A 14,381-nucleotide genomic window follows, 5' to 3' on the forward strand; every position below is an offset into this window, starting at 1 on the left:
GATTTCTTCTAAACTTCAATTTAAAAACATAATAATTGGAAGCGAATGAAAAAAAATAGCCTAAAAATTTTATGCCTTTTGTTTGCTGCTGCAGCATTTGCGCAACAGCCAAAAACAAAAAAAGAGTTTACAACCAACGGCAAAAAAATAACCGTTTATACCACCGCGGAAAACTCAAAGTTGAGATTAACCACTACAGATAATTTGATTTTTTCTGCTGCAAAACAACCCTTAGAAACAGAAACTTCTGTTTTTGTGGAACCATCTAAAAAGTTTCAGACTTTTATGGGAATCGGTGGAGCTATTACAGATGCTAGCGCCGAAATATTTGCCAAACTTTCAAAAGAAAAACAAGCAGAATTTTTAGATGCTTATTACGATAAACAAAAAGGAATAGGCTATTCTTTGCTAAGGACCACAATTCAAAGTTCTGATTTTAGCAGTGGAAGCTATTCTTATATCGAAGAAGGAGACAAAGATTTGAAGACTTTTTCTATTGATCATGATAGGCAATTTCGTATTCCTTTAATAAAGCAAGCTATACAGAAAGCAGGTGGAAAATTGATGACTTACGCTGCTCCTTGGTCGCCAAATGCTTTTATGAAAAGTAACAAGAATGTATTAAAAGGCGGTACTCTGCTTCCTGAATACTATCAGACTTGGGCAAACTTTTATGTAAAATTTATTAAAGCCTACGAAAAAGAAGGAATTCCGATTTGGGGAACTTCGACACAAAATGAGCCAATGGCTGTTCAAACTTGGGAATCTTGCATTTACACAGCTGAAGCCGAAAGAGATTTTATCAAAAATTATCTTGGGCCAACTTTGAAAAAAGAAAATCTTGGTGATAAAAAAATCATTGTTTGGGATCACAACCGTGATTTAATGAATTATCGTGCTAACGTAATTTACTCTGATCCAGAAGCATCAAAATATGTTTGGGGAATGGGATTCCATTGGTACGAAACTTGGTCAGGAGGAGCACCAATGTTTGATAACGTAGGAAAAGTAAATGAAGCTTATCCAGATAAAAAACTAATGTTTACTGAAGGCTGTATCGAAAAATTTGATGCAACAAAATATCAATTTTGGGGCAATGCAGAACGTTACGGAACTAACATGATTCATGATTTTAATAACGGAACAGTTGCTTGGACAGATTGGAATATTCTTTTAGACCAATTTGGAGGACCTAATCATGTTGGAAATTTCTGTTTTGCACCAATTCATGCAGATACAACAACAGGAGAATTAATCTACACGCCATCTTATTATTACATCGGGCACTTTTCAAAGTTTATCCGTCTAAATGCTACTCGAGTAAGTACAGCAGTAAGCAAAAGCGCTTTATTGAGTACCTCTTTTTTAAATGCTGACGGAACTATGGCAACTATTGTCATGAACCAATCAGCAAACGACCTTACCTACAATTTAATTATTGGAGATAAAAAGGCAGAAGTAAAAATTCCGCCGCATGCTATACAAACACTTGTTTATTAATATTTTGTAGTAAAGTAATGAAGAGGACTAATTTGAATCATCCATTTTAGTCTTCTCTTGCTTTTAATTTTAAAACGATTATTTAAGCAACATGAAAGTTACCTCTCAAATATTTCTATCAGCCTTTGTCTTAATGCAATTAAGCTGTTTTACCTCAAAAATAACGGCTCAAAAAAATAATAAAATAAAGGTTTATACTACTGCCGAAAATACCAAATTGAAATTGTCACTATCAAATGATTTAATTTCAAAAAACAACACTACACAACAAAAAACATCAACAGTATCTATTACTGTAAATCCCGAAAAAACTGACCAGACCTTCCTGGGAATCGGAGGAGCAATTACAGATGCAAGCGCAGAAGTTTTTGCAAAATTATCGCCAAAAAAACAGCAGGAATTCTTAAATGCTTATTACGATAAAAATAAAGGTATCGGATATACTTTGGCAAGAACAAACATTCACAGCTGTGATTTCAGCAGTGACAGTTATACTTATGTTTCTGAAGGAGACAAAGAACTAAAAACTTTCAACATAGATCACGATAGAAAATATAGAATTCCTTTAATCAAAAGAGCAATTGAAACAGCCGGCGGGAAATTAACATTATTTGTTAGCCCATGGAGTCCCCCAGCTTTCATGAAAGACAATAATGATATTTTGCACGGCGGCGTTTTATTGCCTGAATTTGCATCTGCTTGGGCACTGTATTATGCCAAATTCATAAAAGAATACGAAAAAGAAGGAATTCCAATCTGGGGAATGACAGTTCAAAACGAACCAATGGCCAAACAAAGATGGGAATCTTGCATCTATACTCCAGAAGCAGAAAGAGATTTTCTTAAAAATCATCTTGGTCCAACTTTAGAAAAAGAAGGGCTTGCTTCTAAAAATGTCATTATCTGGGATCATAACCGAGGAGAAATGCTAACTAAAAGAGCAAACCTTGTTTTCTCGGATCCCGAAGTTTCTAAATATGCTTGGGGAATTGGATTTCACTGGTATGAAACATGGAACGGAGGCCCGCCTCAATTTGAATCGGTAGCAAAAGTTCATGAAGCATTTCCAAACAAAAAACTGCTTTTTACAGAAGGCTGTATCGAAAAATTTGATGCTTCAAAATATCAATTCTGGGGAAATGCAGAGCGTTACGGAATCAATATGATTCATGATTTTAATAACGGAACAGTTGGTTGGACAGACTGGAATATTCTATTGGACCAGAACGGAGGCCCAAATCATGTTGGGAATTTTTGTTTTGCGCCAATCCATGCTGATACAACAAAAGATGAATTAATTTATACTCCAATGTATTATTATATTGGGCATTTCTCAAAATTCATTAGACCAAACGCAAAAAGAGTGCTTGAAACCATAAGCGATAAATCTTTATTGAGTACTTCTTTTAAAAATTCTGACGGACAATTGATTACTGTAGTAATGAATAAATCTGAAAAAGAAGTTGTTTATTCTTTAGAAAATCAAACAGGAAAAACGACAATTACTATTCCGGCACATGCTATACAGACTATTGTATACTAATTTTTGAACTAACTTAAAACCACAAAAAATGAAATTTAATTTAAAGAATACCATAAAAGCGTTTTTCTTCATGGCAGTCGTAATGGCTCAGGTAAAATGTTCTTCTTCAAGTGATCCTGTAGAAAATCCGCCTGTAGATCCACCAGTAACACCTCCAGTAGTAGTTGCAAATGATGTTGATTTCTGGTTGACAAAAGGAAATCAAAGTGCATTGTTAGAAAAACAAACTGAAAAATTAGGATTTGGCACAACGGCAAATGCTTATGCTAATATTGAAGTGAATGCCGCTCAAAAATATCAGACCGTTGACGGTTTTGGATATACATTGACAGGAGGAAGCGTAGACGTTATAAACCAATTAAACGCAACAAAAAGAACTGCTCTTTTACAAGAATTATTCGGGAATGGAGAAAACTCAATAGGAGTAAGTTATATCAGAATCAGTATTGGAGCTTCAGATTTAAATGCAACGCCTTTTACTTATAATGATCTTGCGACAGGAGAAACAGATTTAAATCTAGATAAATTTAGTTTAGAAAAAGATAAAAATTTAATTGCCATGCTGAAAGAAATTCTGGCAATTAATCCGAAGATTTTAATTTTGGCAACGCCTTGGTCGGCGCCTATTTGGATGAAAGATGTTGCTAGTTTTAAAGGTGGAAAACTGAAAACTGAATATTATAATGTTTATGCTAAATATTTTGTAAAATACATTCAGCAGATGAAAGCTGAGGGAATTACAATCGATGCTGTAACTCCTCAAAACGAACCTTTGCATGACGGAAACAATCCGAGTATGTATATGTCTGCTACAGATCAGGCCAATTTTATTAAAAATAGTTTAGGGCCGGCTTTTAAAACAGCAAATCTAAACGTGAAAATTATAGCTTACGATCACAATTGCGATAATCCAAATTATCCAAAAACCATTTTAGCAGATGCAGACGCTTATCCTTATGTTGATGGATCTGCGTTCCATTTATATGCTGGTGACATCACAGCTTTACTTAATGTTTACAATTCGTATCCAGCCAAAAATGTTTATTTTACAGAGCAATGGACTTCATCACAAGGGCAGTTTGAAGGCGATTTAAAATGGCATCTTCGAAATGTAATTATCGGCTCAATGAGAAATTACAGTAAAAATGCATTAGAGTGGAATCTAGCAAATAATGCAAGTTTTGGTCCTCACACAGATGGAGGCTGCAACATGTGTAAAGGTGCTATAACTATAACTTCAGGCAATAGTTTTGAGCGTAATGTAGCATATTATATTATTGCACATGCTTCAAAATTTGTCCCAATGGGATCTACTAGAATTGAAAGCAATTCTGGCGGAAGTTTGCAAAATGTTGCTTTTATCACGCCTTCTGGTTCTAAAGTCCTGATTGTTGAAAATGATGGCTCTGCAACAGAAACTTTCAACATTAAATTTAATGGAAAATGGGTAACAACTTCGCTTGATGCAGGTTCAGTTGGGACTTATACTTGGAAATAAATTTAGAACCATTCGTATGAAAAAAATAATTTTAGCAGCACAGCTTCTCATTTCGATTGCTTCTTTCGGACAAGGTTTCTTGCACAGAGACGGACAAAAAATTGTTGATGGTAATGGCAAAAATGTTCTTTTAAGAGGTTTAGGCCTTGGCGGATGGATGGTGCAGGAAGGCTATATGTTGAAGACCCAGCCATTTGCCAGTCCGCAATATCAAATTCGACAAAAAATACAAGATGTAATTGGCGAAGAGGGAACAAAAGAATTCTACGCAGCCTATAAAGCAAACGGAATCACAAAACGAGATATCGATTCTTTGGCAAAATGGGGATTTAATTCTATTCGTCTTCCAATGCATTACAATCTTTATACTCCACCAATCGAGCAAGAAAAAAGCGGTGAAATCACTTGGATCGAAGAAGGTTTTACCATGACAGACAATTTGCTGAAATGGTGTGCGGAAAATAAAATATACCTTATTCTAGATTTGCACGCTGCTCCAGGCGGACAAGGAAATGATGCCGCAATTTCAGATTTTGATACTACAAAACCAGCGCTTTGGCAAAGCGAGGCCAATCAGAAAAAAATGATTGCTTTATGGAAGAAATTAGCTTCTCGTTACCGCGATAATCCTTGGATTGGCGCTTATGATATTATAAATGAACCAAACTGGAATTTTACAGGATTAAACAAAAATGGCTGCGACGAAAATTCAAACGGACCTTTAAGAGATTTAATGGTTGCGGTTACAAAAGCCATTCGCGAAGTCGATACAAATCATTTAATTTTTATTGAAGGAAACTGCTGGGGAAATAACTACAACGGAATTTTTCCTCTTTGGGATGACAATCTAGCTTTAAGTTTTCACAAATATTGGAATTATACTGACAAAGCTTCGATCGAACAGATGTTGGGCTACAGAGAAAAATACAATGTGCCAATTTGGATGGGAGAAAGCGGAGAAAATTCTAATGTTTGGTTTAAAGATGCTTTGACTTTGGTTGAAACAAACAACATTGGATGGGCATTTTGGCCAATGAAAAAAATAGACAATATTGCTGGGGTAACTTCTGTTACTAAAATTCCAGAATATGATGTTTTATTGAAATATTGGAAAGATGGCGGACAAAAGCCATCGCCAGAATTTGCAAAAAAGACCTTGATGAAAATAGCAGACAATTACAAAATGGAAAATGTAACTGTTAAGCCAGATGTAATAGATGCTATGTTTAGACAAGTGCAGACAGACGATACAAAACCATACAAGAAGAACGCAGTTCCTGGCAAAATTGCGGCAACGCATTACGATTTGGGAACCAACGAGAAAGCCTATTCTGATACTGATTTTATAAATTATAGATCGGTAACTGGGAAAGACGAGCAATGGAATCGCGGTAATAGCATGAGAAATGATGGCGTTGATATTTTGCCATGCAAGGATAAAGACTCAAACGGTTATCAAGTTTCATTTATCGAAGACGGAGAATGGCTTCAGTACACTGTCGATGCAAAAGAAGGAACTTACAATGTTGCCATTCGCTATTCGAGCGAAAAAGCAGAAGGAAAATTGTATCTAGAAACTGAAGGGGGAACAAAATCAGCAGTGATTTCACTTCCTTCAACTGGAGGGAATGATAAATGGAAAACAGTTGTTTTATCTAATGTTGTATTGAAATCAGGTTCAAATAAAGTAAAAGCTGTATTTGAAAAAGGAGGTTTTAATCTGAACTATTTTGACTTTTTTGTGAACAAAAATAAAAAGTAGAAGGAATAATATTTATCTTGATATTCAATTTATTAACTAAACCATTTAAATAGTAAAAGATGAAAATAATCAATCTCGTAAATAGAGTTGGAGAATTTACTTTAGTTCTATTGTTTGCATTTCAATCTTGTAGCAGTAATAATGATTCAGGTGGAGATTCTCCCGCAAGCGATGTACCAGCAAATCTTTCTGTTCAGATTGATGTGGTAGGAAAAACTGCTGAAATGCCAAATGGAGACGGAAGCGGAAAAATCAAATTAACAATCAATGCTACAAATGCACAATCATATAAAGTATTGATAAATAATGAACTTAAAGAGCTAACCACTGGCACCCTAAGTTATGAGTTTACAGCATCAGGAACTGTAAATTATCCTATTATTGTTTCTGCATACAATGGAACAAAATTTATAAGTACTTCAACATCTGTTAATATTTTTGTAGCTAGAAAAATAATCTGGGCAGACGAATTTAATATAGATGGAGCACCAGATTCTTCAAAATGGGGTTATGATTTAGGAAATGGAAACGGTTTTGGAAATAACGAATTACAATATTATACAAACCGCTCTGAAAATGTAAAAATCGAAGAAGGTCTTTTGAAAATCACAGCAATCAAAGAAGCTTACCAAGGAAGCCAATACACTTCTACCAGAATGCTGACAAAAGGCAAATTTTCTTTTAAATATGGAAGAGCAGAAGTTCGCGCAAAATTGCCAGTTGGCGGTGGTACTTGGCCAGCTTTTTGGCTGTTAGGAGACAATATTGGTACTGTAGGCTGGCCAGCATGCGGAGAAATAGACATTTTAGAATCAGTTGGGAATAATCCAAATGTGATTCATTCATCACTGCATTCTCCAGGGCGTTCAGGAAATACACCAGATACCAAAACGACAACAGTGCCAAGTTCTACAACCGAGTTTCATATTTATGCTGCCGAATGGGATGCCGAAAACATCAAATTTTATGTAGACGATAATTTATTTTACACTTATAAAAACTCAAGCACAACTCCATTTAATGCGAAATTTTTTGTGATTCTAAATTTAGCAATGGGAGGAAATTTTGGAGGAACTGTAGATCCAAATTTCAAAAGTGCAACTTATGAAATTGATTACGTAAGAGTGTATAATTAACATAACTTTTAAATAGATTTTTTTCTTTAAAGCCTCGTAAACACTAGCTTTACAAGATTAAAATTTTTTAACATGAAAAAGATAAACAAACTTGTTTTTGCAGTAATGCTGCTTTTAGCCGTGAACTCATTTTATGGTCAGAATTTAAAAATTATGACTTATAATATCCGTTTGGATGTTGCTTCAGATGGAGAAAATGCATGGCCAAAACGAAAGGATTATTTCACATCTCAAATTGGGTTTTATAGTCCAGAAATTTTCGGAGTTCAGGAAGCAACGCCAAATCAAGTTTTAGATATTGCATCGGCTCTGCCAAATTATAACAGATTTGGAATAGGAAGAGAAGAAGGCGGATTGGGAGAAGCTTGTACGATTTACTATAAGAAAGATCGTTTTAAAGTCGAACAATCTAACACTTTCTGGCTGTCTGAAACTCCAAACGTAGTTTCAAGAGGTTGGGATGCAGCCTGCAACAGAGTTTGCACTTACGGACTTTTTAAAGATTTAAAAACGAAAAAAATATTTTGGGTTTTCAATTTGCATTTAGATCATATGGGAGAAGAAGCAAGGGTAAAAGGCGTACAGCTTGTTCTTTCTAAAATGAAAGAACTTAACACTAAAAATTATCCCGCTTTTTTAATGGGTGATTTCAATTCTGAACCAAATACACCGCAAATTGGAGAAATCAAAAAAGTAATGGATGATACCAAAGATGTTTCAATAGAAAAACCTTTCGGACCTTCTGGAACTTTCAATGATTTTAAACACAACGAACCCGTAACCTTATTATTAGACTATATTTTTATTTCAAAAAATAGTGGTTTAAAAGTTCAAAAACACGCAGTGTTAAGTGATTCTAAAGATTTAAAATATCCATCAGATCATTTGCCTGTTTTAATAGAAATAGATTAAAAATGAAAAACATCAACAAAAAACTTCAAATCCTAGTTTTGCTGCCATTACTTGCGATGCAGTTAAACTGTGGATCTTCAAAAAGTATTACTGCCAATTCTGGAAAAGTAGAATCTTGGGTTACTACTACAGATGAAACTTCAAAACTTAAAAAACAAACTGATTTAGTTTTTAGTTCAGAGACAAATTCAAATCAGACTATTGAAGTAAATCCAGCTGAGAAATTTCAAACCATAGAAGGTTTTGGATTCTCGTTAACAGGAGGAAGCGCTCAGGCTATCAAAAAATTAGATAAGGCAAAAAGAGAAGCGTTACTTCAGGAATTATTTTCAAGAAAAGACAATGCAATTGGTCTAAGTTATTTAAGAATAAGTATTGGAGCATCAGATTTGAATGAAAAAGTTTTTTCGTATGATGATATGCCAGAAGGACAAACCGATATGAATTTGGAACATTTTAATCTTGGTCCAGATTTAAACGATGTAATTCCGGTTTTAAAAGAGATTTTGGCTATAAATCCTAAAATAAAAATAATGGGTTCTCCGTGGTCGCCTCCAGTTTGGATGAAAGACAACGGAAGCTCAAAAGGCGGAAGTTTAAAGCCACAATACTATGGAGTTTACGCTCAGTATTTTGTAAAATATATTCAAGCTATGAAATCGCACGGAATTGTTATTGATGCCATTACACCTCAAAATGAGCCATTACATCCAGGAAACAATCCAAGTATGTTAATGTTGGCAGAACAGCAGGCAGATTTTATTGGGAATCATTTAGGTCCCGCTTTCGCGAAAGCAGGAATCAAAACCAAAATTATTGTTTACGATCACAACTGTAATAAGCCAGAATATCCTTTGACGATTTTAAGAGATCCAAAAGCAAATCCGTTTGTAACAGGATCAGCTTTTCACTTATACGAAGGAGACATTAGCGCTTTGACTACTGTTCATAACGAATTTCCAAATAAAGATTTGTATTTTACCGAACAATATACAGGATCGGGAACTAACTTTGAAACAGACCTAAAATGGAGCGTGAAAAATGTAGTAATCGGTTCAATGAGAAACTGGAGTAAAAATGCACTTTCATGGGGATTGGCAAATGATGAGTTCTACAAACCTTTTACGCCAGGAGGTTGTTCGACTTGTAAAGGAGCTTTGATGATTGACCAAAATCAGAACATCAAAAGAGAAGTAGGATATTATATTATTGGACATGCTTCTAAATTTGTTCCAGAGGGTTCGGTAAGAATTGGAAGTAATATTGCAGCAAACTTATATAATGTGGCTTTCAAAACTCCATCAGGACAAACCGTTTTAATTGTAGAAAATGATGGAGCTTCGGCAGAAACATTTAATATCAAATACAACCAAAAACAAACCACAACCACACTAAACGCAGGTGCAGTTGCTACTTTCGTTTGGTAAAAACTTAAACTATGAAAAAAGTAACCACAATTACGCTGTTTATGCTTTCGCTTTTTGCGTCGGCACAACAGCAAACAATAGATCAGAAAGTCAATGATCTGTTGAAAAAAATGACAATTGAAGAAAAAGTCGGCCAGTTGAATCAATATACTGGCGACAATCAGGCAACAGGGCCAATTACTATTAATCCGAACAAACAAGCAGAAATCAAACAGGGTTTAATTGGTTCGATGCTAAATGTTATCGGAACAAAATATACCAGAGGATACCAAGAATTGGCAATGCAGTCAAGAATTAAAATTCCGTTGTTGTTTGGTCAAGATGTAATTCACGGATACAAAACGACTTTTCCGTTGCCATTGGCAGAAGCGGCAAGCTGGGATTTAGCAGCAATCGAATTAGGCGCTAGAGTTGCAGCAACAGAAGCAGCAGCAAGCGGAATTCACTGGACATTTGCTCCAATGGTTGATATCGGTCGTGATCCTCGTTGGGGTCGTGTAATGGAAGGTGCAGGAGAAGATACTTATTTAGGATCTAAAATTGCTTATGCCAGAGTAAAAGGTTTCCAAGGAAATAAATTAGGAGATTTAAACTCGGTTATGGCTTGCGTAAAACACTTTGCGGCTTATGGAGCAGGTGTTGGAGGAAGAGATTATAACTCTGTTGATATGAGCGAAAGAATGCTTTTGGAAACGTATTTGCCGCCTTTCAAAGCAGCTTTAGACGCTGGAGCGGCGACATTCATGAATTCGTTCAACGATATTAACGGAATTCCAGCAACAGGAAATGCGCATTTACAGAGAGATATCTTAAAAGGAAAATGGAATTTTCAAGGATTCGTAGTTTCAGATTGGGGATCAATTGGAGAGATGGTTGCTCACGGTTATTCTAAAGATCTTAAAGAAGCAGCTTATTCAGCGATTACTGCAGGAAGCGATATGGATATGGAAAGTAATGCGTACCGTAAGAATTTAGCAGAATTAGTAAAAGAAGGCAGAGTTTCTATAGATTTAGTTGATGACGCTGTAAGACGTATTCTTCGCAAGAAATTTGAATTAGGATTATTTGATGATCCTTACAAATATTCAGATCCAAAAAGAGAAGAAAAAGCTTTAAACAATCCAGAGCATAGAAAAGCGGCTCTTGAAATGGCTGAGAAAAGTATTGTTTTATTGAAGAATGAAAACCAGACTTTACCAATTTCAAAAAGCACCAAAACAATTGCTTTTATTGGTCCAATGGTAAAAGAGTACAAAGCCAATATGGGATTTTGGGCTGTAGAATTGCCAGAAGTAAACTACGATAAATGGGTAGTTTCGCAATGGGATGGTTTGCAAAATAAAGTAGGCAAAAACACTAAACTATTGTACGCAAAAGGCTGTGAAGTTACGGGTGACAACAAAGATGGTTTTGCAGAAGCTGTTGCAACTGCCAAACAAGCTGATGTTGTTATTTTGAGTGTTGGTGAAAGACACGATATGAGCGGTGAGGCAAAAAGCCGAAGCGATATTCATTTGCCAGGAGTTCAGGAAGAATTGATAAAAGCAGTTATGGCTACAGGAAAACCAGTTGTAGTTTTAATTAATGCAGGAAGACCTCTTGTTTTCAATTGGACTGCAGACAATGTTCCTGCAATTATGTACACTTGGTGGTTAGGAACTGAAGCTGGAAATGCAATTGCAAATGTTTTATTTGGTGATTACAATCCATCAGGGAAATTGCCAATGACTTTCCCAAGAGAAGTAGGGCAAGTGCCAATTTATTACAATCACTTCAGTACGGGAAGACCTGCAAAAGATGAAAATTCAACTAACTATGTTTCGGCTTATATCGATTTGAAGAATTCTCCGAAATTTCCTTTTGGATACGGTTTGAGCTATACAACATTTGATTATTCAGGATTGAAATTATCTTCAACTAAAATAAAAAGCAACGAAACAATTAAAGTTTCTTTCCAATTGAAAAATACAGGAAAAGTTGCTGGAGAAGAAGTAGTTCAATTGTATTTGAAAGACAAATTTGGATCTGTTGTGAGACCAGTTTTAGAATTGAAAGATTTCCAAAAATTGAAATTAAACGCAGGTGAATCTAAAACAATCGAATTTACAATTGACAAAGAGAAACTTTCTTTCTACAATAATAAATTAGAATGGGTTGCTGAACCAGGAGATTTTGAAGTAATGATCGGAGCTTCGTCAGCAGATATTAAATTAAAATCTGATTTTGAATTAGTAAATTAATTCATAAGATGAAATTAAAGAAATATATTTTAACACATAGAGACATAGATTTTATAGCTTTTGTTTAAGATTACAGAAAAAGCAAGCTTTAACACATAGCCTATGTGCATTGAAATTAGTGAAACGCCTTTTTTTAAGTCTTCAAACTATGTTTCTATGTGTTGAAAAATAATTATAGACAATGAATTGCATAAAAAAGCGGGATTTTAAAATCCCGCTTTTTTTCGTTTATTATTTAAGTCGTTTCTTAAAACTGAATTTCAGCATATTCAATAAACCTTCCTCAATAATATCAATTCCGATTCCGAAATTACTGTCGGCAACTTCATGATGTGCATTTCTAAAATCTTCAAAATCTTCACTTGGAATTTCTAGATTGATCAATGGCTTAAAATCGACAACAATAGAAGCACCATTTTTAGTCACTTTTTTACGGCTTGTATAATCAAAATACGGATTAGCAATAGTACTTTCCTGAATAGTATATTTCTCTTGAGTATCTATTTTCTGATCTGTCGTTAAATTGATTTCGTATTTCTCATTGTCAAAATTATGCCAGAAACAAAGATCGCTGTGTATAAAATCACGGGCTGAGTTTTTAACCACATTTCGATCAAAATACATTAAGAAACGATTCTTTTCAGAATCTGTAAAATAAGGATTCTCGATCGAAGTATGATACTGGATTGTAAACTCATTCAACTTTTTATCATCGCTTACAATTTCAATCGCTGCATCTTTAAAAATAGTTCTGATATCGGTTCCGTTTCTATCATTGGAGTAATTTAAAGCATAGAAAAGAAAATTATTCCAGCTGTCAATTATTTCTCTTTTGTTAGTGTTTTTGAAATATTTACGCATATAATTGGCACGATTTCCTTTGTAAGTCGTAACCAGTTTTAGCTTTCCAGTATTATTTTGAGCGCTAAAATCTACCTTTTCATTTATGCCATAGTAAGAAAACTTATGAGGTTCTTTTATCGATAATTCCTGATTTGGTTTTACTTCCAAGTAATGCATAAAATAGATATAACCTCGATTTTCAATTAATCCAAATTCGTCTCTTGAAGTCGCATCAACAAAATAAGTTTCGCCTTTGTAATTGATTTTTACAATAACATGATTAAAAGTCAATAGAGACGGAAGATAATATTTGATGTAATGATCTGAGTTGAAGTTTACCAATACTACAGAAGAATCAACATTAATATAATCTAAAACAACTTTCAATAAAACCGATTTTGCTTTACAGTCACCCTGTTTATTTTCATAAGTTATTGATGGTGCTTGCGGTTTGTGGCCGTTCATTTCATCAGCATTAAAAATATAGTAAACATGACTCTGAACATAGTCAATAGCAAACTGTAGCTTTTCGTCTTGATCTGCAATGGCATCCAGTTTTTCAACAAGGTTTGGAGCAAATTCTTTTAGAGAAGCTTTATTGTATATTTCTTCATAAAGCGGAGAAATATAATTAGATAAATCAATCCAGTTACGGTCTGTAGCAAAATCAATAAAAGGTGCAATTTCTCTGTTGGCATCAAAAGAGTTAATATAATTTTCTTTTTCAATTACAAATTGTTCGCCTTTTTTCAGGTAATTAATTTCTGGTTCTAAGACATTTCCTTCTGCATCTCTAAAAAATGTTTTTTTGTATGCAATAGATTCTTTTCTGTCGTTGATAAAAGAAAACTTATATTTTCCGTAAGCCCAATAAGTGCTTGGAGTTACATACACATATTTAAGAAATTCTTTTCGCATAAAATCGCGATCTGTAAAAACCTTTGTGCGAGAATCTTCAGTAATTAAAACATCATAAAGACGTAAATCCTTAATGGTAATATTTACTTTTTTGTTACTGCTCAAAATACCGCCTTCGCTTTGATTTTCGCTATCCAAAACTTTAATCTTGGTATCGGCAATTTTATCGATCAAAACGCCGTCTCTCAAAACGCTGATTCGGTGTATAACATACGTCTCATTTTCTTCGACAACGACATCTCTCACCGAAGCGCTTTCAAGGTTCGAAGGTTCGTTGAGCGTATAAGCAACGCAGGCATATTCACTGTTTTCAGTATCGCTTGTATAATAAATTTTATCTAAGAAGTAGCAGAAATCACGTCCTTCTTCAACTTGTTTATTTGAGAAATCGGATTCTTTTATTGAGTCAATAAGTTGATCGTCGTTAATTGTAGGCGCCCAGCTTTCTGGTTTTTGAATTTTGTAGCTTTCTGATTCAATTATGTTTTCCATGTACTTTTTCTATAGGGGTATATTCTTACTTTTAAAAAAAGCTAAAATAATTAATAAATAATGATTTTCTTTCATAATGATGTGAAATTTATAATAAAAAAAAGCCTCAC

The 14,381-nt window shown here is 34.5% G+C and carries 9 protein-coding genes; 8 read left to right on the plus strand and 1 reads right to left on the minus strand.

Annotation, left to right across the window (positions count from 1 at the left end; genetic code table 11):
• Positions 1–45 precede the first annotated feature (45 nt).
• The 8 genes from NU08_RS17920 to NU08_RS17955 all read left to right on the plus strand — a co-directional run bounded on the left by NU08_RS17920 (position 46) and on the right by NU08_RS17955 (position 12,018).
• A complete protein-coding gene (locus NU08_RS17920) occupies positions 46–1,500 on the plus strand; it encodes a glycoside hydrolase family 30 protein (protein WP_129748480.1) in 1,455 nt (484 codons plus the stop codon).
• 91 nt (positions 1,501–1,591) lie between these two features.
• The gene (locus NU08_RS17925; protein ID WP_129748481.1) at positions 1,592–3,043 is read left to right on the plus strand and encodes a glycoside hydrolase family 30 protein; all 1,452 of its coding nucleotides are present in this window, start codon (positions 1,592–1,594) and stop codon (positions 3,041–3,043) included.
• Positions 3,044–3,071: 28 nt separating this feature from the next.
• The gene (locus tag NU08_RS17930; RefSeq protein ID WP_129748482.1) at positions 3,072–4,541 is read left to right on the plus strand and encodes a glycoside hydrolase family 30 protein; all 1,470 of its coding nucleotides are present in this window, start codon (positions 3,072–3,074) and stop codon (positions 4,539–4,541) included.
• A 16-nt stretch (positions 4,542–4,557) separates the two neighbouring features.
• Positions 4,558–6,303: a cellulase family glycosylhydrolase gene (locus NU08_RS17935; RefSeq protein WP_165352480.1), complete on the plus strand. Its 1,746-nt coding sequence runs from the start codon at positions 4,558–4,560 to the stop codon at positions 6,301–6,303.
• Between the two features lie 59 nt (positions 6,304–6,362).
• Complete coding sequence (locus tag NU08_RS17940; RefSeq protein ID WP_129748484.1) at positions 6,363–7,439, plus strand: glycoside hydrolase family 16 protein; 1,077 nt, start codon at positions 6,363–6,365, stop codon at positions 7,437–7,439.
• Positions 7,440–7,511: 72 nt separating this feature from the next.
• Positions 7,512–8,351, plus strand: coding sequence for an endonuclease/exonuclease/phosphatase family protein (locus NU08_RS17945; protein WP_129748485.1), 840 nt, complete (start codon positions 7,512–7,514; stop codon positions 8,349–8,351).
• Between the two features lie 2 nt (positions 8,352–8,353).
• Positions 8,354–9,778: a glycoside hydrolase family 30 protein gene (locus tag NU08_RS17950; protein WP_129748486.1), complete on the plus strand. Its 1,425-nt coding sequence runs from the start codon at positions 8,354–8,356 to the stop codon at positions 9,776–9,778.
• A gap of 11 nt (positions 9,779–9,789) precedes the next feature.
• Positions 9,790–12,018 carry a glycoside hydrolase family 3 N-terminal domain-containing protein gene (locus NU08_RS17955; RefSeq protein ID WP_129748487.1) on the plus strand — a complete coding sequence of 743 codons (2,229 nt, stop codon included), beginning with the start codon at positions 9,790–9,792 and terminating at the stop codon, positions 12,016–12,018.
• Between the two features lie 231 nt (positions 12,019–12,249).
• Here NU08_RS17955 and NU08_RS17960 read toward each other — a convergent pair whose 3' ends face one another.
• Positions 12,250–14,271: a hypothetical protein gene (locus tag NU08_RS17960; RefSeq protein WP_129748488.1), complete on the minus strand. Its 2,022-nt coding sequence runs from the start codon at positions 14,269–14,271 to the stop codon at positions 12,250–12,252.
• Between the last annotated feature and the right edge of the window lie 110 nt (positions 14,272–14,381).

It is taken from the genome of Flavobacterium anhuiense (assembly GCF_004151235.1).
Classification (GTDB): Bacteria; Bacteroidota; Bacteroidia; order Flavobacteriales; family Flavobacteriaceae; genus Flavobacterium; species Flavobacterium anhuiense_A.